A 23,017-nucleotide genomic window follows, 5' to 3' on the forward strand; every position below is an offset into this window, starting at 1 on the left:
CAGGGGGCACTCAAGGTGACACGACAACAACCTTCACTCCCTGAAAAAAAAAGCGAGCACTTACTTCATCGCGCGAGCGCTCCGTTTAAGTCTTTACTTTTCCCCTTCCTGCTTATCGTTGTATTAGTCATCGTCGGCACCAGCTGGGTCAGCTATTATGTTCACCGAAGGGCCCTGCAACAGAGCCTCATCCAGCAGGTTGAAGTACAGATGCGAACTGTCAGTGCCCCCATCCAAATGTATCTGCAGAATCAGCTTGATACCCTGATGAACGACAACAGATCAATCGCCGGACAATATAACATTCGGCGGGAGATCTATCGAATTTTGGACAATCCTCACCGCAAAGATTTCGGGACTGAACTCCACCGTCTTTTGATCCATAATGACTACGAGCTCAGGCAGGAAAATGTCTCCTTGCTTGATGATCAAGGTCGACAAATTTTCAATTACGGGAATAATTCAATTATCAACTCCGCCGATGTCGATATCGCCGCCGCTCTCAAAGGACTTGAGTTTAGCAATATTATCAAGGAGGGGAAACTCTGGAGGCTCAGATCTCTTGTCCCTCTCCGTGAAGGCAAGCGCACAAGGGGAGTATTGGTGCTGACACTGGGACTGAATATTGTCCTGAACGAATACGCATCGCAAAATCAAATGAATCTAGCGATCGCTGACCGCAATGGGATTCAAGCATTAAGCACTAATATTGTACTCGACCATTTAAACTTTGATCCCATCGTGATTGAACAGGTTCTTGATGGGACCCCGATACACCCCGAGATCAACTTGCAACATGACCGCCACTACCATTTCAAGGTATTAACTATCGGCACCCATAGGTTTGTGCTTATTACAGAAATCGGGCTGGGCCATATCTCACAAATTTTACAACAAAAAAAACAGGAGGTTATTCATTTAACCCTGATCATGCTCGCGCTGCTCTTACCCTTCAGTCTCTGGTTAGTGCGCCTGCTCCTGAACCCTCTCAATGAACTACGTCAACGGGTCGCCGGTGTCACACAAAAACTTTCAGGGATCTCTCTCGAAGATTATCACGGGCATGAAATTAAACGTCTGGTTGGAACCTTTGACGGCATGGCTGCGGCTCTTGAAGAGCATGAGGAAGCTCGTCAACAGGTTGAAGAGTTGCTGAAACAGGAGCGTGCAAGCCTTGAGGTCAAAATCAAAGAGCGTACTCAGGAAATGGAACTAACCAATGATTTACTGCAAAGAGAAATAGGAGAACGTACCCGCACCCAGCTGAAAGCCGAAGGCCTTCAGAAACTCCTTACCGGCATCATTGACGCCATGCCGTCGATGCTTATCGGTATTGATCGTCAGGGACGGATCACCCAATGGAACCTTGAAACGCAAAAAATCAGTGATCTTTCTCTGGAACAGGTTAAAGGCGATCCGTTTTATGAAGCCCTCCCCTGTTTGAAACCGGTCCGCGTTGCTATCGAACAAACGCTGCGCGAAGAGACCCCGCAAAAGCTATCTCACGTGAATTGGCCTGCCAACCCATCTGATCAACTGATGGATGTCATGATTTATCCTCTGGATGCTGAACAGGGCGGAGGAGCTGTGATTCGAATTGATAATGTCACCGAACGCACTCGGTTCGATGAAATGATCATGCAGACTGAGAAAATGGTTTCGGTTGGAGGCCTGGCTGCCGGAATGGCCCATGAGATTAACAACCCGCTGGCCAGCATTATTCAGAGCGCACAGATTATAAAGCAACGGCTCTCGCCAGAGATGCCCAAAAACATCAGCTGCGCAGAGAATCTCGGCATTCCACTCGAGAGCATAAACAGCTACCTTAATGAGCGTCAGATCCCCAATATGGTCACTACGATTCTTGATTCCGGACAACGTGCTGGCGAAATTGTTAAAAGCATGCTCAACTTTACCCAGGGGAATGATCCGAGTAAATCAGCTCAGAAAATCACGGAATTGCTGGAACAAGCCATTGAGCATGCAAAGAAAGATTATAATTTAAAAAAGCATCACCATTTTCAGCAGATCACAATAATTCGCGACTACGCTGAAGAATTGCCTGTAATTTTTTGCAATGCGGGACAAATTGAGCAGGTTTTTTTCAACCTGTTACAAAATTCCGCTCAGGCCCTTTCAACCAGAGCTCCAGATGAAGTCCCGCCGCAGATCAGGCTGCGCGTTGGGCAAGAGGAGCAGATGCTCGTCATCAGTCTGTCAGACAACGGCCCGGGGATTAGTTCTGATATCCAGAAACGCATCTTTGAACCTTTCTTCACCACTAAGGATATTGGGATGGGAACTGGTCTCGGTCTTTCTGTCACCTATTTCATTGTGACCGAAATTCATGGCGGCCAGCTCAGAGTTGACAGTGAGCCGAACAAGGGCTGTTCTTTCACGATCCATCTACCGTTAGGGCAACCACCGACTTCAAACATAACTCAAAAAAAACAAAACTAAGCCCGGTGAAGAATTTCCTTATTTTTCACATACTGCAAGAACATAATTTTGTGCGCATTCAATAAAACATCCCTGCCGTCAACAGCTTAGCCCTCAACTATTGACAGGCTGGCGCGAATCGTTCATCTTTTCGTCTCACCAAGCAGTTGCCAGAGTCATAGGTGTGTCCCTAAACTAAGTTTTGTTTATCTGTAGGACTGACCAACCCACCATCGTGGCATTACTGATATTTAAGCGCCCCAATAACCTTGAGAAAAATTTCAGGAGACCATTCAATGAGTCAAAACACTTCTATTATTTTACAAACCAGCATGGGCGAAATCACCATTGAACTCGATGGTGAGAATGCCCCGCTCAGCAGTGAAAACTTTCTGGCATATGCCAAGGACGCAATCTACGACGGCACGATTTTTCACCGTGTCATCCCTGGATTCATGATCCAGGGGGGTGGATTCACCAGTGACATGAACCAGAAACCGACCAGGGCGCCTATCAAGAATGAAGCCTCCAACGGCTTGAAGAACCTGCGCGGGACCCTGGCGATGGCCAGGACACAAGTCGTGGACAGCGCCACTTGCCAGTTTTTTATCAATCTGGTCGACAACGCATTTCTCGATCACAAGGGTCAAGCCGCTAACGCCTACGGATATGCCGTATTTGCCAAGGTGACCGCCGGGATGGATGTGGTTGATGCAATAGCCAAGGTCCCGACGGGCAGCCATGGCCCACATCAGGATGTCCCTAAAGAGGCGGTTGTCATCGAAAAGGTCAGCGTCTGTAGCTGATTGTTCTGATCGCGAGATTGTCAGACTAGCCGAATCGCTGCGGGCCGCCTCCTTGGGGCGGCCTTCTTTTACGGGATAATCGATGGATTTATTCACCCTGCTTGGGATTGCCATGGCGCTGGCCATGGACGCCTTTGCGGTTGCCCTTGGGGCAGGACTGATCTTGCCCCGACTGACCGGAAGACACCTGTTTCGATTCGGCTTTCATTTCGGGCTGTTTCAGGCCTTGATGCCCCTGCTCGGCTGGGCGGCCGGGCGCGGGTTGCGCTCTACCATTGAGGCCTATGATCACTGGATCGCGTTTGCCCTGTTGGCGGTGATAGGCGTGCGCATGTGTCAAGGCGCCCTCAGGCAGGATGCGAAGAATGCCGCACCCAAGGATCCAACACGAGGCTGGTCGCTGATCATGCTCTCGATTGCTACCAGCATTGACGCTTTGGCCGTCGGTCTGACTCTGGCGATGCTCGGCAGCCCAATTTTTATCCCAGCGTTAATCATTGGTCTCGTCTGTGCGGTCCTAACTTTGCTCGGGATGTTCCTCGGACGCAAGATTGGCCGAAACTGGGGGCCAAGGGTTGAATTCGCCGGTGGTCTTCTGTTGTTCGGCATTGGCCTGAAAATTCTGCTTGAACACACTCTGCTCAACGGATAATGCAGATGAAAAGCTTAAAAAAAGTCAGACTCCCTGCCGAGTGGGAAGCTCAGGACGCGGTACTTCTTGCCTGGCCCCATGAAAAAACCGACTGGGTCGATCAGCTTGCGAGTGCGCAACGAACCTTTATAAAAATTATCAAAGAGATCAGCCGCTTTGAGGTTGTTCTATTGATTGTTCATGACGAAGAGAGTGTCCGCCGTCAGCTGCAGGCAGCTAAACTCAACCTGGATCGGATCCATCTGTACCAACTCCCCTACAATGATACCTGGGCGCGTGATTTTGGTCCCTTGGGTGTTCAGGTCGATGCAAAGGTGCAGCTTCTCGATTTTATTTTCAACGGCTGGGGAAATAAATTTTGCGCCGAACAGGACAATCAAATCTCACAAAGACTTGCGGCGGCCGGCGCTTTTGGAGACACACCACTGCAATCGATCGACCTGGTACTTGAAGGGGGAAGCATAGAATCCGACGGTGCTGGAACCCTGCTCACCACCAGCGCCTGCCTGCTGGAGCAAAATCGCAATCCGCAATATTCCCAAACGCAAATCGAAGCAAAGCTTAAACGTCTCTTTGGCGTCGAACAGATCTTATGGTTAGAGCATGGGGTTTTACAAGGGGATGACACCGATAGCCACATCGACACCCTGGCGCGCTTCGTTCCGCACAACACCATTATCTTTCAAGGCTGCGGGGAGCCGGCGGATGAACATTATTCGGAGTTAGCGGCGATGCGCGAGCAGTTGGCCAGATTCAGAAACGCAGCGGGAGAACCGTACCAGCTTTTAACCCTCCCCTGGCCTGCGCCCTGCTATGATGGAGATAACAACCGTCTGCCGGCAACCTATGCTAACTTTCTGATCATCAATGATGCCGTCCTCGTTCCGACCTATATGGATCCGGCGGATGCCGAGGCGCTCAGAGTTATTGCGCAGGCATTCCCCGAACGGCAGATCGTTCCGGTTAACTGCCGTGCTCTCATCGAGCAGCATGGCTCCTTGCATTGCGTCACCATGCAATTTCCCAAGGGAGTTTTAAAATGACCCTGAAAATCGCCCTGCTTCAACAGAAACGTACGGGGAATCTCCAACAGAATATTGACGACAGCTGTGCCGAAATCCGCACAGCCTCAAGCTCAGGCGCACGGCTCGTGGTTCTGCAGGAACTGCACAACAGCCTCTATTTCTGTCAGACGGAGGACGCCAGACGCTTCGATCTGGCTGAAAGCATCCCCGGTCCATCGACCGAACTTTTTAGCGCATTGGCGGCAGAGCTCGGGATTGTGCTGGTCCTCTCGCTCTTTGAAAAACGCAGCAGCGGGCTCTATCACAACACGGCCGTGGTCATCGAAGCCGATGGCAGTATCGCTGGCTGCTATCGTAAAATGCATATCCCCGATGATCCGGGGTTTTACGAGAAATTTTATTTTACTGAAGGGGATCTTGGCTTTCATCCGATTCCGACATCCGTCGGCAAACTCGGGGTGCTGGTCTGCTGGGATCAGTGGTTCCCGGAGGCGGCGCGTCTGATGGCATTGGCTGGAGCTGAAATTTTGATCTACCCCACCGCTATCGGTTGGGATCCCGCCGATCAATTAGATGAGAAACAGCGCCAACTCGATGCCTGGCAAACCGTCCAGCGTGGACACGCCATTGCCAATGGCCTCCCGCTGCTGTCGATCAATCGTTGTGGTAAAGAGCTCGCACCTGAGGGTCCCGGCGAGATCGACTTCTGGGGGAAGAGTTTTGCCTGCGGTCCGCAAGGCGAATTTCTTTGTCAAGCCGGTGAAGACCCGGAAACCCTGCTGGTGGATCTCGACCTCGGACGCTGTGAGCAGGTCAGAAGAATCTGGCCATTTTTACGCGATCGGCGTATCGATGCTTATTCGGACCTACTGAAGCGTTTTAGAGACTGACAAACTAAAAAAGGGCGCTTCATCAATGGAAGCGCCCTTTTTAAAACAGCATTAAAACCCGTGTTAGAGCCCGGCGCGACTTCGCAGGGAATCCACACGATCCTTGCGCTCCCAGTAAAAATCAGGAAGTTCACGTCCAAAATGTCCGTAGGCAGCAGTCTGAAGGTAAATCGGACGCAAAAGGTCGAGTTGTTTAACGATTGCGGCCGGGCGCATATCAAACTCCGCCTGGACAAAGCGTGCGATTTCATCTGAAGGGATGACCCCGGTACCAAAGGTGTTGATCATCACTGAAACCGGCTCGGCAACACCAATAGCATAAGCCAGTTGAACTTCACATTTGGTCGCAAAACCGGCGGCTACAACATTTTTGGCGACATATCGTGCCATGTAAGATGCGCTGCGATCAACCTTGGATGGGTCCTTGCCGCTGAAAGCACCGCCACCATGGGAGCCGTGCCCACCGTAGGTGTCGACGATGATCTTGCGGCCGGTCAGTCCACAGTCTCCCATCGGCCCCCCGACCACGAAACGGCCGGTCGGGTTAACCAGGTAGCGGGTATTGTCGTTAATGAGATGCGCAGGCAGAGTCGGTTTAATAACCTCTTCGATAATCGCCTCTTTCAAATCGGCATAACTGACATCAGGGGTATGTTGTGTCGAGAGGACAACGGTATCAATGTGCACTGGTTGATCATCAACATACTGGATTGAGACCTGGGATTTGCAATCCGGACGTAAAAATTGAAGTTGACGGCTTTTGCGCACATCGGCCAATTTCTTGGTCAACCTATGCGCCAGGATAATCGGCATCGGCATCAATTCCGGAGTTTCGTTACAGGCGAACCCGAACATCAGTCCCTGGTCACCAGCGCCCTGCTCAGTATAAAGACCCTCCCCTTCAGAAACGCCCTGCGCGATGTCAGGGGATTGCTGGTCGATTGAAGTCAAGACCGCGCAAGTTTCATAGTCAAAGCCCATAGAAGAATCATTGTAGCCAATATCTTTGATAGTTTGCCGCACGATCGACGGGAAATCGGCATAAGCGGTGGTCGTAATTTCACCTGCGATAACGGCCATTCCTGTTGTAACCAGCGTTTCACAAGCAACCCTCGCCATTTTGTCCTGAGTCAGAATGGCATCAAGAATTGCGTCAGAAATTTGATCAGCAACCTTATCGGGATGTCCTTCGCCGACAGATTCTGAGGTAAAGAGAAAATTGGTCATTGCCATTGTTCAGATATCTCCAGTCTTTAGTTTTCAGCCTTGAACAGCCGGTAATACTAAGCAAAAAGAGGGGCGAGAGTCAACATGTGACCTCTCTTCCAGATTCAAATCTGGTCAAATCATGAATTCGCCGAACAGCTCCGGCAGTAACTTACGCATTTTACGGTCGAGACAGGCTGCGACTTCCTTACCCGTCGATAATTGCATCAGCGTCTGCAAAATCACTTCACAATCGGAACGTTTCATACTTCTCAAAACCCGTTTAACGCGCGGGATACAGGCATGGTTCATCGACAGCTCATCCAACCCAAGGCCAAGCAACACAGGGACGTACATCGGCTCCGCCGCCATCTCACCACACATGTTCACTTCAATTCCCGCAGCATGCGCGGCATCACAAACCGCTTTTAATGCCCACAGGATCGCAGGGTGAAGAGGTTCATAAAGATAGGCAACGTGCTCGTTGCTGCGATCCACCGCCAGGCAATATTGAATCAGGTCGTTGGTGCCAATGGAAAAAAAATCGACCTCTTTGGCCAAAAGCGGTGCAATCATTACTGCGGCGGGAGTTTCAATCATAATACCGATTTTAATTTTCGGATCGTAAGGTATCCCCTGCTCTGTCAACTCATTCTTTGCCGTCTTTAGAATCCGCTGGCAGGCCCGAATCTCAGCGACACCGCTGATCATCGGAAACATGATCCGCACCTGACCATGTGCCGAGGCACGTAAAATTGCGCGTAATTGAACCTTGAAAAATTCAATATTTCGCAACGAGAGTCTAATAGCGCGCAGACCCATGGCGGGATTGTCTTCCTGGTCAATGACGATACCCGACACAAATTTGTCACCGCCGGCGTCGAGGGTTCGAATTGTCACCGGATGCGGGGAGAAACTTCGAACCATCTCACTGTAGGTTGCGAACTGTTCCTCTTCATCTGGAGGCTGCTCACGATTCATGTAAAGAAATTCAGTACGATAGAGACCGATCCCTACGGCCCCATCATTCCTGGCGGAGGAGACCTCTGAGAGCAATTCAAGATTTGCCCGCAACTCAACCCCGATATGGTCGGAGGTTTCAGCAGGGAGGTCACGATAGCTCGAGAGTTCCTTCTCCAGGTACTCAAAAGCCAATTTTCGTTTTAAGTACTCAACAAAAGTGGCCTCACTCGGATTGAGTACCACGACACCCGTAGTCCCGTCGATAATCGCAGGCATCTCACCGGCAACGATTGCAGTCGCCGAATCAAGACCGACTACTGCCGGGATGCCGAGAGATCTCGCCAGAATTGCCGTATGCGAAGTTTTACCTCCGCGATCAGTCATAAAACCAACTACCTTGTTTTTATCTAACTGCATGGTGTCAGCTGGAGATAGATCGTGCGCTGCGACCAGGGATTTTTCTTTGATCTCTTCCAGCGTTGAATCAACACCCCCGGATAAAATCCGTTGCAAACGATGTCCTACGGCATCAAGATCCGAACTGCGTTCGCGCAGATAGTCGTCTTCGATCGTCTCAAACATGAGCCTCAGGTGTCTGAGCGTCTGATCAAGGGCGCTTTCAACATTGATCTGTTGTCGAATCAGACTTTCTGTCCGTTCCGTCAACATTTCATCTTTGAGAATAAGAAGGTGAGTGTCGAGAATATAGATATGTTCACGCAGGTGAGGTTGGCGAGCGACTTTCTGCTTGACCTCGAGAAGCTGTTCCGAGGCTTCAGCGATTGCCTTATGAAAACGTAAAATTTCAGCATCGATCTCAGCCGCATCAATCGACCACTCTGCGACATGCGACAGACGATTCAATAGATAGATCCGACCGATCCCGATTCCGGGTGAAACGCCCAGTCCGACCAAATAGGTATCCTCTTGAACTTCAGTCTTCCCCAAAACCATCCTCGATCAGATTTGCAAGCGCTGCCATAGCATCAATTTCATCCTCTCCCGCAACAGTCACCGAGATCGGTGTTCCCTTGGGGGCAGCGAGAAGCAGAATCCCCATGATACTTTTGCCATTGACCTCAATCCCCTCTTTTTCGACGAGAACCTCGCTTCTGAAACGATTGGCAGTTTGCACCAATTGCGCAGCGGCGCGGGCATGAAGGCCTAAACGGTTGACGATCATAAAACTTTTTTGCAAGAAAAATCCCCTTATTTTCAGGGCAGCCAGACCGCAACATCAGCGGAAAAAAGACTGCAAAGCAGAATCAGTCCAGACGACAATAGAACCAGCAACAGGGTAGAGACCCCGCGTCTGGCCAGATATCCGAAAAACAGAACAGCCGGGACGGCGAGAAACCCGAGCCAGATCGGTTTTTGTTTCTCCTCCAGAAGTTGAAAAACCATAAAAGCCGCTACTCCCCCTAAGAGCACAACCGAAGTTTCTTTGGCTCGAATTGCCAGGTCAGGCAGTTTTCGCCGCTGTAAAAATTCGACCGATTTGATTCCAAGCTCATATCCACTTAAAAAACCCGCAATCCGAAACCAGAGCGGTAAAGCATTAAACAGAAGCAAAAAAACAATCGGCGCAAAAAACAGGCCTTTTAACGCGAGCAGTATGGCAACACCAGCAGCGAGCGGTCTCAGCCCTCCCCAGAAAAGGGCGTCCCCCACAGCGGCATAGGGCGCAGCGACCATCTTCTTGAATTCTGCGATCCCCAGTGACGCTTCTTTCCCTCTGGCACGGTCCAATTCCATCCGAATAACTGCGCCGGCCACAGCGGGGGCGAGGTAGGGGTGGGTATTAAAGTACCCGACATGATCACGCGCGATCCGCTGCAACTCCTTCTCGCCATAAAGCAAGCGCAGCACAGGAATCAGGGCATAAAACCAGCCTCCGCCTTGCAGACGCTCAAAATTCCAGCTCCCCTGCAAAAGCAAAAGTCGCAACCAGACATGGCAGAGTTTCCATTTGCTGAGTTTCTGCATTACACCAGCCACATCAATAAAAAAGCCATTCCGAAAGAGGCTCCAAACAGGGTCAGGGATCGACTGACATTGGCCGTCCCTAAAAGAACGGCGATTCCGACTAATGGCAGATCAAGTCGCAACCACTGTGCCGTTTCACCGATAGAAGGGATTAACAGGGGTGCCAGGATCGGGATTATCAACAAGCCGCCACAGATGATCACCAGATAAGTCCCAAGGGCGGCGAGAGAAAAGCAACAGATTCCCAAACGGTGCAACTGTTCCATGCCGCGGAAATTACCAGCTTCAAGATATACGTCACTTAAAGCCACTTTGCTGCCGTTGTATTGGCGTGCGTAACGATCAAAAAACTGGCCAAACTTACCTAAAGGGATCGCAATCAGCAGGCAAAGAAGCTGATATTCCAGACCACTTTGTCCGAGGGCTCTCCCCAGGCTGACAGCCAGCACCGTCCCCGCGATAGAAACCTGGGTATCATCAGGCGGGATAGCAGCACCAACCGGCAACCGAGCGAGCCAGAGAAGCTCAACCATCAGACCGATTTCAAGTCCAGCACTAATGTCCCCAAGCAACCAGGCGACCAGGGGAGCAGCGACAATCGGCCGGGAAATCATAATCTGGAACGCGGCCGTACGATCGAGTCCACAGATCAGGGCAACTACGGCTCCAATGGAGAGTTCAGTAAAAATCAACTCTCCACCCTCTTCGACGGAATCAGCCGCCGCCAGTTACGCTCTGTGTCCGCGGGAATACATCGGGCCGATATTTCAACACCGGCCTGATCGATCAGCTCAAGGTTTTCAACATCTTCAGGATCCAGAAAAACTGTACAGCTGAACTGAGCTTTCCCATGTCCAGCATGAAGATTCCCTAGATTTAAACGCTCATATTTAAGTCCGGCATGCAATGCTTCGAGACAATCGGATGTCGTCGCGAACAGAAGTAACACCTTGAATTCATCGAATTCCCCAGACTCAAAGAGCTGTGCGATTTCACCGACACTGCCGATTTCAACACGCACACGGCTAGGGACAGAAGCCTCCATCATCATGCGCTTCAATGGTGACAAAGAAATTTCATCATTCGCCACGACGATGCAGTTGGCATGAATAAAAGGGAGCCAGGCCTCAAGGACCTGACCGTGAATCAGTCGATTATCGACACGGGTTAGAACAATACTCATCCAAACTCCGGCTATTGACGTTGTCCATTAAGAAGATCAGCAGGTCGCAGAATCGCCTGCTGTCCATAGTCGCGTAAAAACCCAGTCAGCTCAGCCAGGGGTTTACCCTGTCTGGCACTCGCCGCCTTGATCAACATCGGCAAATTGAAACCGGTCAGGATTTCAACAACTCCCTCATCAAGAAATTCAGCCGCGATATTGGTCGGTGTTCCACCGAACAGATCGGTCAGAATCAGCACGCCGTCCGCGTCAGCTCCAACATCGGCAATAGCTACAGCCAGCTCACGAGTCGCGACCTCGACCGCACAGCTTCGGTCGAGAGTAAGGGCAACGCAGGCGTTAACCGGGCCGATAATCATTTCGGCAGTGCGCAAACACTCAATTGCCATCTGCCCATGTGTCAGGAGAATAAGACCGATCATGGAAATCCATTATACAGAGTAAGAGATCCCTGTCTGGAACTCATTTTATAATTCATTATTTCTCGATATCACGATGATGAACCTGCACGCGAATTTCCTGTCCTCCGAGACGCCGCGCAAATTCCTCAACCAATGAAACACTTCGATGCCGCCCCCCGGTGCAACCGATCGCCAAGGTCAGATTGCTCTTTCCTTCACGATAATAGCAAGGGAGCAGAAATGCGAGCATACGGTCAAGATGATCTATAAATGCCTGACAATCATCCTTTTCCAGAACATATTTCTGCAACTCCAGATTTAGACCGGTCAGAGCTTTTAATTCAGGGACATAGTGGGGATTGGGCAGAAACCGTACATCAAACACCAGATCGGCATCCGTCGGAACCCCATATCGATAGCCGAAAGAAACAATCTGCAACATCAATGGCGGAGCTTCGCTATTGTCGATGATATTCAGCAGCATCTCTTTGAGTTGCTGGGTTCTTAGCCCGCTACTGTTAATTACGCGGGTTGCCCCCCCTCGCACCTCCTGCAGCAACTCACGCTCACGGCTGATCGCTTGACTTAAATTATCCACAGACGCCAAAGGGTGCCTTCTGCGTGTTTCAGAGTAGCGCCGCAGCAGAATTTCATCTGATGCTTCAAAAAATATAATCTGCATTGGATGCCCCAGAGCTGCGACCTCTTTGAGGATCGCATCGTACTGGAGCAAGAAATCGCGATTCCTGACATCAATGACAACAGCCAGATCCTGCGCTGCCTCCAGACGACTGCTGGTCAACTTAAGACATCGGGGAAGCAGCGGCAAAGGGAGGTTGTCTATGACAAAAAAACCCCGGTCTTCGAGGACCTGGGCTGCGGTACTTTTTCCCGAACCGGACAGCCCGGTAAGAATATAGACCGGCCTCTTACTCATTCAAGGTTGTCTCCGATGATCGTATGGGCATGCAGACGCGCGGCCTCTGCCATCCGTTTTTCAAGCAGATGCTGAAACTCCAGGGCACTATGATATCCCATCTCCTTGAGGAGTTGATTACGTGCTGCAACTTCGACAATTGTGCTGATATTGCGCCCATGACGAACAGGAATGCGCATCATCGGAATTTCAACCCCATGCACCACATAAAAATCCTGTTCAAGGCCCAACCGGTCATATTCCCTGCCCTGTTCCCATTCGACCAGTTCCAGGACAAGATCAATTTTCTTGCGTTCACGGATCGCTGCCACACCGAACAGGTGCTTGATATTGATAATCCCCAGCCCGCGAATTTCCATGTGATAATGCAATAAATCCATCCCTTCGCCAAAAATAACCGAGGGAAGTTTAAGTCTGGCCTTTATAACATCATCAGCAACCAGTCGGTATCCACGCAGAATCAGATCGAGGCCACATTCACTCTTGCCGATACCGCTCTTTCCCTGAAGAAGAACGCCTACGCCCAAGACATCAAGCAGCACGCCATGCAGCGTCGTTGTTGGCAAGAGTCGCTCTTCCAAATATTTGGTAATCAGGGAGATAAAATCTGAACTTAAATGGCAGGTTCGCAGAAGCGGGATATGGTGGGAATCCGCTTCTTTCCGCAGATAATCGGGAATTTCCTGATTTTTGGTCACTACCAGGCAAGCGAGATCGAGACCGCACAGTGCGTTGGCCGCCTCAACGGCTTTCTCTTCGGAAAGGTGGGAGAGATAACTCAGTTCCGTAGACCCGAGAACCTGAATTCGATCAGGATGCAAATTGGCATTATAGCCCGCCAAAGCCAGGCCAGGTTTTTGAATTCGGGGAACCGAAACGGTACGGGAAAGTCCTTCTGCCCCCGCGAGAAGCTGGAGGTCGAGGCCCGCTTCGCGCTCTTCAAGGATCTCCTGAATCGTTAACTCTATCATAGTGGCAGAAAGCACTCTCCGTATGAAGGTCTAGGTAATTGAAGGCGATAGATTACTCTTGGCGCTCACAGATAAGCTGGTAGATCTCTTCTGCACTGGTTGCATTAATCATCAATTGACGTACCGTGACATCTTTCAACAGTTTAGAAATTCGCGCCAGGGCTTTCAGATGAACCCCGACAGACTCTTCAGGTGCCAGCAGCAAGAAAAAAAGATGCGCCGGTTGCCCATCCATCGATTCAAAATCAACCCCCACAGTGCTCCGGCCAAATGCCAGCATCAAAGACGGCATCCCTTTCAGTTTGCCGTGTGGGATAGCAACCCCATCTCCGATACCGGTACTCCCCAGGCGCTCACGCTCGTGCAGGACCTTTAAAACGTCATCACGCTTAAGACCTGGAGCGACTGTCAACAGGGCATCGGTCAATTCGGCAAGAGCAGCATCTTTACCAGTTGCCTGCAGATTCGCCACAATTGCCTTCGGGTCCAATATCTCACTAATTTTCATGGTTCAAATCGTTTCTTTTAAAGAAAGAAAAAGGCGACACCTGTAGCATTTAAGGATTCAGGTATCGCCGAGTTATCTTGATCAACTATCCTGTGGAACAATCAGTCCATAGTTGCCATCATTTCTGCGATAGACAACATTCATCTCTGCGGATCGATCGTCAGTGAAAACCAGAAAGTTTTTGTCGAGCAAATCCATCTGCATCACCGCTTCTTCAACTGACATCGGTTTTATAAAAAATGAGTGGCTGCGAACAATTTCAGGTTCCGCCGCACCTTCATCAACGCTGCTGGCCACGAGAACCGATTTATTCAACTGGCGGCTATCGGCATTACTGCTTTTATGTTGTTTGAGCTTCTCTTTATATTTTTTCAGTTGCCGTTCTATCTTGTCGACCATCAGATCGATAGCTGAATACATATCGGCTGTCTCTTCGGAACTTTTCATCGTCAAGCCCTTGGCAACCATGGTCACCTCAGCCCGATGATGAATCTTCTTCTGGACCGACAATACAACCTGAGCATCAATCGGCTCGTCAATGTATTTCTTTACCCGGGAAAGCTTCTCCTCAATATAGGTACGGACGGCGTCACTGGTTTCCATATGACGAAAAGTTACAGCAATTTGCATAGACAATGCCTCCTTCGTGGCGAGACCCTCGCGGGTCGGTTTCTTTGATTTCTTCTGAACCCGCCAGGGTTGTACCTCAATTCAGGACTGAGCTCAGAACAATCTTTTCCGTTCGGTCGAAGACCCGATACCAAGCATTTCGCGATATTTAGTGACTGTCCGACGCGCAATATGGATGTCACTCTCCTTGAGCAACTGAACGATTTTTTGATCAGAGAGCGGTTTTTTTGGGTCTTCCTTTGCAACAATCTCCTTAATCCGAATCTTAACACTTTCTGAAGCAACAGAATCACCGTCTGTAGTGGAAATACCGCTGTTGAAAAAATATTTCAATTCAAACAAACCTTGAGGGGTCTGAACGTATTTATTGGTCGTAACACGGCTGACAGTCGATTCGTGCATCTCGATGTCTTCAGCAACATCGCGCAACACCAGAGGCTTCAGGTGTTCGATACCGTATTCAAAAAATTGCCGTTGGAATTTTACGATGCTTTTGGTGACTTTATAAATTGTACGCTGACGCTGATGAATACTCTTGATCAGCCAGACGGCGCTGCGCATCTTATCCTGAATATATTCACCGGCCTTTTTATCAACCGAATCACTGTTGGTCAGAGCACTGCGATAAAAAGAGTTGATCCGCAGATTCGGCAATCCCTCATCATTGAGGGTAACAACGTACTCGTCGCCAACCTTATGCACAAAGATATCGGGCGAGATATAATGGATATCTTCCTGATTAAAGGCTCTTCCTGGCCGGGGATCAAGTTCAGAGACGATTTTGGCCGCCAACAGAACGTCGTCAAGCGAGACCTTCAGAGCACGAGCAATCACCGGATATTTTCGTCCTTCAATATCATCAATGTGATCTCGTAAAATGACGGCCGACAGTGAATCCTGCAAACCCAGTCGCTCTAATTGAAGCAATAAGCACTCCTGCAGATTGCGCCCTGCGACTCCAGCCGGATCAAACATTTGCACACGATCTAATGCTTGTTGAGCTATTTTCTCGGTAACGGAGGTGGCCATGCAGATATCTTCAAGATTGGCGTGCAGATAACCGGCGTCATCAATATTCCCGATAATCTCTGCCGCCGCCAGATGCTCAGCTTCAGGGACCTTCGACATATTGAGTTGCCACATCAGATGATCAAAGAGAGTACTTTTTTTGGTAAGCAGGCTTTCAAATGAAGGCCGATCTTCGTTATCTTCATAGACATCGGTGGTTGTTGTACTGCTGAGACTGTAACCCTCGAGGTACGTCTGCCAGTCAATGTCATCAACCCCTTCCGATTCGCCTTTAATCTCTTCCGAACCCTCTTCTACGGCCGGTTTCTCTTCGGACTGAAGGTCAGATACCGGCTGGTCATCTCCCTCCTCGAGCAAGGGATTTTCGGCCAACTCCTCGGTCACAACATCGACCAGCTCCATCCGTGACAGCTGCAACAGCTTAATCGCCTGTTGCAACTGGGGAGTCATAACAAGTTGCTGACTGAGCTTGACTTGTAAGCGTAGATCTAAAGCCATAAAGACGTATTATCCGATTCTGCCCACCGGCAATTCATTAAACGATCCCCTCGAAACAGAGTTTATCATTCCCGGCCTGAAAAGTCTGTGCCAATTCTCATTCTTTGGAAAACTCTTATTTTCAATTCTGGAGATTCAACCTGAGATTTCACCCTTAAAGTCTAAACTTTTCACCAAGATAGATCGTGCGTGCCTTCTCGCTGCAGGCTATTTCCTCTGGTGTCCCGAATTCCAAAAGCTCCCCCTGATTCAGAATATAGGCCCGATCACAGACCCCAAGGGTTTCACGCACGTTATGGTCTGAGATTAATATACCTATGCCGCGATCTCTCAATTGTCCAATAACGCCCTGAATGTCAATGACAGCCAGAGGATCAATTCCGGCGAAAGGTTCATCCAGAAGCAGGAATGAAGGTTCTAAAACCAGAGAGCGTGCAATCTCAACCCTTCGCCGTTCTCCGCCGGAGAGAGCAAAACCTTTGGATTTTCGGATATGCCCGATGCGAAAATCTTCAAGAAGAGATTCGAGTCGCTCCAACTGCTCAGATTTGTTTAAGTTGAGGGTTTCGAGAATGGCCAGCAGATTTTCTTCAACTGTCATTTTACGGAAGACCGACGCTTCCTGCGGTAAATAGGAGATTCCCATCCGGGCACGCTGATACATCGGCAAATCGGTCAAGTCGATATCATCAAGGAACACCCGCCCGGCATCCGGCCGCGCCAGACCGACAACCATATAAAAACTGGTGGTTTTCCCCGCACCGTTGGGGCCCAAAAGTCCAATCACCTGGCCGGAACAAACCGTTAAGTCGACGCCGCCAACGACTTTGCGGCCGGCGTAGCTTTTTTCAAGTCCTCGCGCCTGCAAAGTTTTCACTTTTTCTCCTGTTCAGGGGTAAATATAGCCCGAACCCGGCCTTCCCGACCGCCCTTGACCAGAGATCGGTTCTCACGCAGAAAAATTTCAATTTCGTCACCCTCAACAAGATTGCCGGCCTGATGAACCTCGGCATGACCGCTCAAGGTCATTTTCTCAGTCGCTTGCAAAAAGTCCAGATGATCGGCGGTAGCAACCCGTTCGGCATCAACGATCCGCACCTTCCCTGTCGCTTCAATCCGCTCAAGCTTTCTACCGGTTTCATTCTCTATAAAAAAAAGGGTCATCTGTTCAGCGTAAATAGTCATCCCGCCACGTTTTCCAACAACGTTCCCGATGAACTGAACCTTGCCCGCCTGCTGATCAGCTTCCATGCGCATGGATGTTACTTCGATCGGGCCCTCAGGGGAGGCTGCTTTCTGAGCATTGGAGGCAAACGCCGGAGAAGCCGCTAAGAGTAACAGCAGGAACCAACTGCAATAAGTCACCTGGATGCTCCTTTACTTAAACGTTCATCAAACAGGGCATGGATTTTTTCGAGAAGTTGCAACTTCCCCTGATTCAGATCGAGGCGCATGCCGATTCCGGTTAGCTCGAGTTGACGCCCCCACATTCGCACCGGATCCTTGGTCGAAGCTATTTTTAGAGCATAATCAAGGTGCAGGGTTTCAGCCTGAAAGTTTTCACCGGTACTCATGGTAATATGGACGTTTCCGGCGAGGTCTATTTTCTTCTGCTGCCGATGAAGGACACCCGACGCCGCCTTCAGTTTCATCTCGCCAAAACGTCCGGCATTAAAAAAAGTCAGTTCGACAGCGGTTAAAACCAGCTCTTCCTCTTTACGCTGATATGCGGCACGATCAGCATCAAGCACCCAACTGGTGGCTCCGTTTTCGTTCTGACTATAGTGAACCCTGTCCAGACCCAGATCAACATTATCAGGAAGCTTTTCAATAACCTCAGTAACCGGGGCGTCAAAGAGATTACTGCGCAAGAGCATTCCAACCAACCCAAACAACACCAGAAGGATCAGCACCAAGATCAGACGCTGAGCCCGAAATCGTCTTTTACCTGCTGCGGCCAAGAAACAGCCCCTACCTGTCGGCTGAGAAATAGCGCGCCGTCACCTCGTCCCAGTGACCACCCGCCTTCAGCAACAGATCGCAAATTTCGCGCACGGCACCCGCCCCACCTGAAAACTTCGAAACATAATCTACCAGCCCTCTGACATCAGCGTCTGCATCGGCGACCGTAGCGGAAAACCCAACCCGTCGCAGGACAGGCAGGTCGATCAAATCATCCCCCATGTAAGCGATCTGCTCTTCCCTGAGACCACTCTGGGTGACAATTTCAAGATAGGGGTCAAGCTTGTTGAGGGCCCCCTGATAGAGGATTTCGATATCGAGCTCCGCAGCTCGCCGTGAAACGACCTGAGAGGAGCGGCCGGTGATAATTCCAACCTTGATCCCGGCGCGCTGAAGCAGCTTAAGTCCGTGACCATCACGCACGTGAAACATCTTCAATTCGTTGCCAGCACCATCATAAATAATCTGACCATTGGTCATCACACCATCGACATCGAGCAGGAGAAGTTTGATTCCGGCAGCTTTTCGTTGCATCAAACCACTCCGGCCTTAAGCAGATCATGTAGGTGGACAATTCCGACAGGCACCCGACCATCCTCGTCGGCAAACACAAACAGAGAGGTAATCGAATAGGTTTCCATCACCTGCAACGCCTTGGCGGCAAGGTTTCGTTGCAGTATCCGTTTCGGAGTGCTGGTCATCACCTCATCAATCGGTTTTTTCAGACTTTCCAGGCCCGTCTCCATGACACGTCGCAAGTCACCATCGGTGAAGACACCAAGGAGCTCCCCTGCATCGTTAACGACACCCGTCACCCCCATCTGTTTCTCGGTTATTTCGAAAAGGGCCTCGCGCAACAGGGTTCCACTGTTGACCCGCGGGATGGCATTTGCGGAATGCATCAGATTTTCAACGCGTAGCAACAGGCGTTTACCAAGAGCGCCGCCAGGATGGAAGAGCGCAAAATCTTCAGCGCGAAATCCACGTTGCTCGAGGAGCACAACCGCCAACGCGTCCCCCATCGCCAGGGTTGCAGTGGTACTTGCGGTGGGAGCTAGTCCGAGGGGGCAAGCCTCTTCGGCCACGCTGATATCAAGAAAAATATCTGAGGCCTGGGCAAGCGTGCTCTTTGAATTTCCAGCCATGCCGATCAAGGGCAACCCCATGCGTTTGATCACCGGCAGGATGCGACAGATCTCTTCGGTTTCGCCCGAGTTTGAAACCGCCAATACCAGATCGTTCTTGGTCATCATGCCGAGATCGCCATGAATCCCTTCGGCGGGATGAAGAAACAGTGCCGGGGTTCCGGTCGATGCCAGGGTCGCTGAAATTTTTTGACAGATCAGCCCAGATTTACCCATGCCGGTCACGACTATACGGCCTTCACATTTCAGGATCGCTTGAACCGCACGGGTAAAATCCCCATTGAGTCGTGGGATCATGGCCAATACGGCATCCGCTTCAATCTGGAGAACTCTTCTGGCTGATTCGATCATTTTCATTACCGATATCCTCAGGATTTGACCAGCGCATCAATCGCCATCATCTGTTGCAGCATCTGCTTGAGGCTGTCCAGTGGGAGTGAGTTCGGACCGTCACACAGGGCGTTGTCCGGATCTTCATGCACCTCCCAGAAGAGCCCGTCGATCCCCGTAGCTACTGCCGCACGTGACAGCGCTCCCACATACTGACGCTGGCCACTGGAAGTCCCCCCGGCACCACCGGGAAGCTGGACTGAGTGAGTGGCATCATAAACCACCGGGTAGCCGGTTTCGCGCATGATCACAAGCGAACGCATATCTGTCACCAGATTATTGTAACCGAAACTCGCGCCACGCTCGGTCAGCAGAATTTGCTCATTACCGGTCGACCGGATCTTGCCGATGCCATGCTCGATATCCCAGGGCGCCATAAACTGTCCCTTTTTAACATTGACCGGTTTGCCGGTCAGGCCGATGGCCACCAGCAGGTCGGTCTGACGACTCAAAAAAGCCGGGATCTGCAAGACATCCAGAACTTGGGCGGCGGCTTTAATTTGTGAGATATCGTGAACATCCGAGATCACTGGCAGCTCAAACTCATCCTTGACCTTCTGCAAAATCCGCAGACCTTCATCCATCCCCAAACCGCGAAAAGAGTCGACCGAGGTCCGATTCGCCTTATCGTAACTGGCCTTGAAGATCAACGGGAAACCCAACTCTTCGCTGAGCATTTTGAGACGCTCCGCGATGCGCAGACAGAGCCCCTCGCTCTCGATAGCACAGGGGCCGGCAAAGAGCACCAGCGGCAGTCCCCCCCCGCAGTGAACCGGGCCAATCTCGACAATCTTCATCTATTTCCCCTGCTTTTTAACGCACGCACCAATAAAGGACTCAAACAGTGGATGAGGATCGAGCGGACGACTGCGAAATTCAGGATGGAACTGACAAGCCAGAAACCAGGGATGGTCCTTCAGTTCAACGATTTCAACCAGATCGGCCTCGGTATTAAGCCCCGAGAAGGTCAAACCGCAGTCAGTCAATTTCTGGCGGTAAGCGTTATTAAACTCATAGCGATGCCGATGCCGCTCGTCAATATGCTGTTGCCCGTAGATGCGACGGGCCAGCGTCCCTTCCTGCAATTCACAAGGATAGGCCCCAAGTCGCATCGTTCCCCCCTTGGTATCAACCTTCTTCTGGTGCTCCATCAGGTCAATAACCGGATTTTGGGTCTCTTCATTGAATTCACGTGAATAGGCATCATCAATACCGCAGACATGACGCGAAAATTCGACCACCGCCATCTGCATGCCGAGACAGATGCCGAAGAACGGAATATTATTCTCGCGCGCATAATGAATAGCCGCGATCTTCCCTTCACTGCCCCGCTCGCCAAAACCGCCGGGGACAAGAATCCCGTCGACCTTATCAAAAACACCATTAACGCCGAGCCGCTCAATCGATTCTGAATCGATATATTCCAGCTCAATTTTACTATTATTGGCAATTCCGCCGTGAGTAAGAGCCTCGGCCAACGACTTGTAGCTCTCTGTTAAATCGACATATTTGCCAACAATTGCAATCCGCGTAAATTTTTTGGGATCACTGACCCGCTTGGAAATCCGCTTCCAGGCAGCCAGATCAGGAGCCTTTGTCCAGATATTCAAATAATCAACGATCCGCTCATCAAGACCCTGCTCGTGAAACGCAAGCGGCACATCATAGATTGATGGTACGTCACGCGCGGTAATAACCGCATCCTCGGGAACATTACAGAAAAGGGCAATCTTCGCCTTCATATCGTGGGGAATTTCGCGATCACAACGACAGAGCAACAGGTCGGGCTGGATGCCGATCTCGCGTAATTCTTTAACACTATGCTGGGTTGGCTTGGTCTTCAGCTCACCGGCAGTCTGAATATACGGGACCAGCGTCAGATGAATATACAAAACATTATCGCGGCCGCGATCAGAACGAAACTGGCGAATCGCTTCCAGAAAAGGGAGAGATTCAATATCGCCGACGGTGCCACCAACTTCAATGATCGCGATATCTACGCCTTTGGCGTTGGCGAGGATCTTCTCTTTGATTTCATTGGTAATATGAGGAATAACCTGAACAGTGCCGCCAAGATAGTCACCCCGACGTTCCTTGCGGATGACCGAATCATAGATCTGACCCGTGGTGAAGTTCGATTTTTTCGAGAGCAGCGCAGTTGTAAAGCGCTCGTAATGTCCCAGATCAAGATCGGTCTCAGCGCCATCATCGGTGACAAAGACTTCACCGTGCTGAAACGGGCTCATGGTCCCGGGATCAACGTTGATGTAGGGGTCCATTTTCTGCATCGATACCTTGAGACCACGGGCCTCCATCAATGCGCCGATCGACGCAGCGGCCAACCCTTTTCCGAGGGACGAAACAACACCACCGGTGACAAAGAGAAACTTCGTCTTCATAGCCAGAATCTAGCTCCTTGAAGGATAAAAAAACAGTTAACCTGAGGCTCAAAAATCACAATAAAGACCGTCTTGCTGAGCTCAGCCCGAAAGGAGCGATGTTACACAAAAAAGGCCCCAGAGGATAGACCTGAACTGACTAAAAATCAGGATTGATTCTGCCCAGGTTGAAATCGATGGTCCCAGCCCATGACAGTTGATTCATAAGGAGAGGTTTTCGCGCTGCATAATCGCTGCAACACGCTGAAGATCCTCAGGCGTGTCTACCCCATGGCAGTCATAGCTGGTCAGCGCCACATGGATGTCTATGCCATGCTCCATAGCGCGCAATTGCTCAAGAGACTCCAATATCTCCAGCGGAGTTTGGGGCAGTAAAGGGTACCGCAGCAAAAACTCTCTCCGGTAAACATAAAGGCCGATGTGCCGGCGAGCATTCAATTCATTCAAACGCTGGCCCAGTTCAGCCGCCGGGATATCACGCGGAGCAGGAATGGGGGCGCGCGAAAAGTAAAGTGCGCGGCTTTGCTGATCACAAACCAGTTTCACCACGTTGGGACTGAGATAATCCTCAATCCGGTCGATACGGCTACAGAGCGTCCCCATTTGCAAGGCCGGATTATTCAGTAAGGGGCGTACGGCTTCATCAATCATCTGCGGCACAATCAATGGTTCATCCCCCTGGACATTGACGACAATATCCGTGTCAATTTTAGCCGCCACTTCAGCCAGACGATCCGTCCCTGAAGGATGATCACCACGCGTCATCATCACCTCGCCACCGAAGGCCAGAACCTCGTCAAAAATCCGTTGATCATCGGTTGCAACAAGAACCTGGTCGATCGTTTGCGCGGCAAGCGTCCGCCGGTAGACGTGCTCAATCATGGTTTTACCCAGAATCAGGGCCAAGGGTTTGCCAGGAAACCGGGTCGAGGCAAAGCGGGCAGGAATAACAGCGGTAACTTTCATGATTAGATTCTCCGTCTGTGCAGACATGATG

25 protein-coding genes are annotated in these 23,017 nt (G+C 50.6%); 5 read left to right on the forward strand and 20 right to left on the reverse strand.

Going from position 1 to position 23,017, the window contains the following annotated elements:
* The first annotated feature begins 15 nt into the window (after positions 1-15).
* The 5 genes from D888_RS23125 (at position 16) to D888_RS0110325 (ending at position 5,812) form a co-directional block, all read left to right on the forward strand.
* The gene (locus D888_RS23125; protein WP_020676473.1) at positions 16-2,460 is read left to right on the forward strand and encodes a sensor histidine kinase; all 2,445 of its coding nucleotides are present in this window, start codon (positions 16-18) and stop codon (positions 2,458-2,460) included.
* Between the two features lie 275 nt (positions 2,461-2,735).
* Positions 2,736-3,245 (forward strand): peptidylprolyl isomerase, encoded by a 510-nt coding sequence (locus tag D888_RS0110310; protein ID WP_020676474.1) that lies wholly within the window; start codon positions 2,736-2,738, stop codon positions 3,243-3,245.
* Between the two features lie 82 nt (positions 3,246-3,327).
* The gene (locus D888_RS0110315; protein WP_020676475.1) at positions 3,328-3,897 is read left to right on the forward strand and encodes a manganese efflux pump MntP; all 570 of its coding nucleotides are present in this window, start codon (positions 3,328-3,330) and stop codon (positions 3,895-3,897) included.
* Positions 3,898-3,902: 5 nt separating this feature from the next.
* Positions 3,903-4,940, forward strand: coding sequence for an agmatine deiminase family protein (locus tag D888_RS0110320; protein WP_020676476.1), 1,038 nt, complete (start codon positions 3,903-3,905; stop codon positions 4,938-4,940).
* Positions 4,937-5,812, forward strand: a complete 876-nt coding sequence (locus D888_RS0110325) for a carbon-nitrogen hydrolase (RefSeq protein WP_020676477.1) — start codon at positions 4,937-4,939, stop codon at positions 5,810-5,812. Before D888_RS0110320 ends, D888_RS0110325 begins: the two co-directional genes overlap by 4 nt.
* A gap of 63 nt (positions 5,813-5,875) precedes the next feature.
* Here the strand turns inward: D888_RS0110325 and metK are convergent, their stop codons facing one another.
* The 20 genes from metK to kdsB all read right to left on the reverse strand — a co-directional run bounded on the left by metK (position 5,876) and on the right by kdsB (position 22,986).
* Positions 5,876-7,045, reverse strand: a complete 1,170-nt coding sequence (gene metK / locus D888_RS0110330; protein ID WP_020676478.1) for a methionine adenosyltransferase — start codon at positions 7,043-7,045, stop codon at positions 5,876-5,878.
* A 108-nt stretch (positions 7,046-7,153) separates the two neighbouring features.
* Positions 7,154-8,935, reverse strand: a complete 1,782-nt coding sequence (gene ptsP, locus D888_RS0110335; protein ID WP_033423241.1) for a phosphoenolpyruvate--protein phosphotransferase — start codon at positions 8,933-8,935, stop codon at positions 7,154-7,156.
* Entirely contained in the window at positions 8,916-9,179 is a 264-nt protein-coding gene (locus tag D888_RS0110340) for an HPr family phosphocarrier protein (RefSeq protein WP_020676480.1), read from the reverse strand. Before D888_RS0110340 ends, ptsP begins: the two co-directional genes overlap by 20 nt.
* A gap of 17 nt (positions 9,180-9,196) precedes the next feature.
* Positions 9,197-9,967 carry a PTS system mannose/fructose/sorbose family transporter subunit IID gene (locus D888_RS23130; RefSeq protein WP_020676481.1) on the reverse strand — a complete coding sequence of 257 codons (771 nt, stop codon included), beginning with the start codon at positions 9,965-9,967 and terminating at the stop codon, positions 9,197-9,199.
* Entirely contained in the window at positions 9,967-10,659 is a 693-nt protein-coding gene (locus tag D888_RS23135; protein ID WP_020676482.1) for a PTS sugar transporter subunit IIC, read from the reverse strand. Before D888_RS23135 ends, D888_RS23130 begins: the two co-directional genes overlap by 1 nt.
* Positions 10,656-11,150: a PTS sugar transporter subunit IIB gene (locus D888_RS0110355; RefSeq protein WP_020676483.1), complete on the reverse strand. Its 495-nt coding sequence runs from the start codon at positions 11,148-11,150 to the stop codon at positions 10,656-10,658. Before D888_RS0110355 ends, D888_RS23135 begins: the two co-directional genes overlap by 4 nt.
* 11 nt (positions 11,151-11,161) lie before the next feature.
* Positions 11,162-11,572, reverse strand: a complete 411-nt coding sequence (locus D888_RS0110360; protein ID WP_020676484.1) for a PTS sugar transporter subunit IIA — start codon at positions 11,570-11,572, stop codon at positions 11,162-11,164.
* Positions 11,573-11,627: 55 nt separating this feature from the next.
* Positions 11,628-12,488, reverse strand: a complete 861-nt coding sequence (gene rapZ, locus D888_RS0110365) for an RNase adapter RapZ (RefSeq protein ID WP_020676485.1) — start codon at positions 12,486-12,488, stop codon at positions 11,628-11,630.
* Positions 12,485-13,459 (reverse strand): HPr(Ser) kinase/phosphatase, encoded by a 975-nt coding sequence (hprK, locus tag D888_RS0110370; RefSeq protein WP_020676486.1) that lies wholly within the window; start codon positions 13,457-13,459, stop codon positions 12,485-12,487. The genes rapZ and hprK overlap by 4 nt, the downstream gene beginning before the upstream one ends.
* A gap of 52 nt (positions 13,460-13,511) precedes the next feature.
* Positions 13,512-13,967 (reverse strand): PTS sugar transporter subunit IIA, encoded by a 456-nt coding sequence (locus tag D888_RS0110375; protein ID WP_020676487.1) that lies wholly within the window; start codon positions 13,965-13,967, stop codon positions 13,512-13,514.
* Positions 13,968-14,048: 81 nt separating this feature from the next.
* Positions 14,049-14,597: a ribosome hibernation-promoting factor, HPF/YfiA family gene (gene hpf, locus D888_RS0110380; protein WP_020676488.1), complete on the reverse strand. Its 549-nt coding sequence runs from the start codon at positions 14,595-14,597 to the stop codon at positions 14,049-14,051.
* Positions 14,598-14,690: 93 nt separating this feature from the next.
* Positions 14,691-16,124, reverse strand: a complete 1,434-nt coding sequence (gene rpoN / locus D888_RS0110385) for an RNA polymerase factor sigma-54 (RefSeq protein ID WP_026362333.1) — start codon at positions 16,122-16,124, stop codon at positions 14,691-14,693.
* Positions 16,125-16,278: 154 nt separating this feature from the next.
* On the reverse strand, positions 16,279-17,001 hold the full coding sequence (gene lptB, locus D888_RS0110390) for an LPS export ABC transporter ATP-binding protein (protein ID WP_020676490.1): 723 nt from the start codon (positions 16,999-17,001) through the stop codon (positions 16,279-16,281).
* Positions 16,998-17,489 carry a lipopolysaccharide transport periplasmic protein LptA gene (gene lptA / locus D888_RS0110395; protein WP_020676491.1) on the reverse strand — a complete coding sequence of 164 codons (492 nt, stop codon included), beginning with the start codon at positions 17,487-17,489 and terminating at the stop codon, positions 16,998-17,000. Before lptA ends, lptB begins: the two co-directional genes overlap by 4 nt.
* Positions 17,486-18,085, reverse strand: coding sequence for an LPS export ABC transporter periplasmic protein LptC (gene lptC / locus D888_RS0110400; protein WP_020676492.1), 600 nt, complete (start codon positions 18,083-18,085; stop codon positions 17,486-17,488). Before lptC ends, lptA begins: the two co-directional genes overlap by 4 nt.
* Before the next feature lie 10 nt (positions 18,086-18,095).
* Positions 18,096-18,620: a KdsC family phosphatase gene (locus D888_RS0110405; protein WP_020676493.1), complete on the reverse strand. Its 525-nt coding sequence runs from the start codon at positions 18,618-18,620 to the stop codon at positions 18,096-18,098.
* A complete protein-coding gene (locus D888_RS0110410; RefSeq protein WP_020676494.1) occupies positions 18,620-19,588 on the reverse strand; it encodes a KpsF/GutQ family sugar-phosphate isomerase in 969 nt (322 codons plus the stop codon). The genes D888_RS0110405 and D888_RS0110410 overlap by 1 nt, the downstream gene beginning before the upstream one ends.
* Before the next feature lie 11 nt (positions 19,589-19,599).
* Positions 19,600-20,418, reverse strand: coding sequence for a 3-deoxy-8-phosphooctulonate synthase (kdsA, locus tag D888_RS0110415; protein ID WP_020676495.1), 819 nt, complete (start codon positions 20,416-20,418; stop codon positions 19,600-19,602).
* Positions 20,419-22,020, reverse strand: a complete 1,602-nt coding sequence (locus tag D888_RS0110420) for a CTP synthase (protein ID WP_020676496.1) — start codon at positions 22,018-22,020, stop codon at positions 20,419-20,421. It abuts the gene before it with no gap.
* Positions 22,021-22,221: 201 nt separating this feature from the next.
* On the reverse strand, positions 22,222-22,986 hold the full coding sequence (kdsB, locus tag D888_RS0110425) for a 3-deoxy-manno-octulosonate cytidylyltransferase (protein ID WP_020676497.1): 765 nt from the start codon (positions 22,984-22,986) through the stop codon (positions 22,222-22,224).
* Positions 22,987-23,017 lie beyond the last annotated feature (31 nt).

Source organism: Geopsychrobacter electrodiphilus DSM 16401 (assembly GCF_000384395.1).
In the GTDB taxonomy this organism is placed as follows: domain Bacteria; phylum Desulfobacterota; class Desulfuromonadia; order Desulfuromonadales; family Geopsychrobacteraceae; genus Geopsychrobacter; species Geopsychrobacter electrodiphilus.

What these genes read in the sequence shown, in the direction of transcription:
- rapZ (WP_020676485.1), bottom strand. Translation starts at nt 12,488, where the DNA reads ATGAGTAAGAGGCCGGTCTATATTCTTACCGGGCTGTCCGGTTCGGGA.
- D888_RS0110310 (WP_020676474.1), top strand. Translation starts at nt 2,736, where the DNA reads ATGAGTCAAAACACTTCTATTATTTTACAAACCAGCATGGGCGAAATC.
- hpf (WP_020676488.1), bottom strand. Translation starts at nt 14,597, where the DNA reads ATGCAAATTGCTGTAACTTTTCGTCATATGGAAACCAGTGACGCCGTC.
- kdsB (WP_020676497.1), bottom strand. Translation starts at nt 22,986, where the DNA reads ATGAAAGTTACCGCTGTTATTCCTGCCCGCTTTGCCTCGACCCGGTTT.
- D888_RS0110360 (WP_020676484.1), bottom strand. Translation starts at nt 11,572, where the DNA reads ATGATCGGTCTTATTCTCCTGACACATGGGCAGATGGCAATTGAGTGT.
- D888_RS0110405 (WP_020676493.1), bottom strand. Translation starts at nt 18,620, where the DNA reads ATGCAACGAAAAGCTGCCGGAATCAAACTTCTCCTGCTCGATGTCGAT.
- metK (WP_020676478.1), bottom strand. Translation starts at nt 7,045, where the DNA reads ATGGCAATGACCAATTTTCTCTTTACCTCAGAATCTGTCGGCGAAGGA.
- D888_RS0110410 (WP_020676494.1), bottom strand. Translation starts at nt 19,588, where the DNA reads ATGAAAATGATCGAATCAGCCAGAAGAGTTCTCCAGATTGAAGCGGAT.
- hprK (WP_020676486.1), bottom strand. Translation starts at nt 13,459, where the DNA reads ATGATAGAGTTAACGATTCAGGAGATCCTTGAAGAGCGCGAAGCGGGC.
- D888_RS0110355 (WP_020676483.1), bottom strand. Translation starts at nt 11,150, where the DNA reads ATGAGTATTGTTCTAACCCGTGTCGATAATCGACTGATTCACGGTCAG.
- rpoN (WP_026362333.1), bottom strand. Translation starts at nt 16,124, where the DNA reads ATGGCTTTAGATCTACGCTTACAAGTCAAGCTCAGTCAGCAACTTGTT.
- D888_RS0110315 (WP_020676475.1), top strand. Translation starts at nt 3,328, where the DNA reads ATGGATTTATTCACCCTGCTTGGGATTGCCATGGCGCTGGCCATGGAC.
- D888_RS0110420 (WP_020676496.1), bottom strand. Translation starts at nt 22,020, where the DNA reads ATGAAGACGAAGTTTCTCTTTGTCACCGGTGGTGTTGTTTCGTCCCTC.
- D888_RS0110325 (WP_020676477.1), top strand. Translation starts at nt 4,937, where the DNA reads ATGACCCTGAAAATCGCCCTGCTTCAACAGAAACGTACGGGGAATCTC.
- D888_RS0110375 (WP_020676487.1), bottom strand. Translation starts at nt 13,967, where the DNA reads ATGAAAATTAGTGAGATATTGGACCCGAAGGCAATTGTGGCGAATCTG.
- kdsA (WP_020676495.1), bottom strand. Translation starts at nt 20,418, where the DNA reads ATGAAGATTGTCGAGATTGGCCCGGTTCACTGCGGGGGGGGACTGCCG.
- D888_RS23130 (WP_020676481.1), bottom strand. Translation starts at nt 9,967, where the DNA reads ATGCAGAAACTCAGCAAATGGAAACTCTGCCATGTCTGGTTGCGACTT.
- ptsP (WP_033423241.1), bottom strand. Translation starts at nt 8,935, where the DNA reads ATGGTTTTGGGGAAGACTGAAGTTCAAGAGGATACCTATTTGGTCGGA.
- D888_RS0110320 (WP_020676476.1), top strand. Translation starts at nt 3,903, where the DNA reads ATGAAAAGCTTAAAAAAAGTCAGACTCCCTGCCGAGTGGGAAGCTCAG.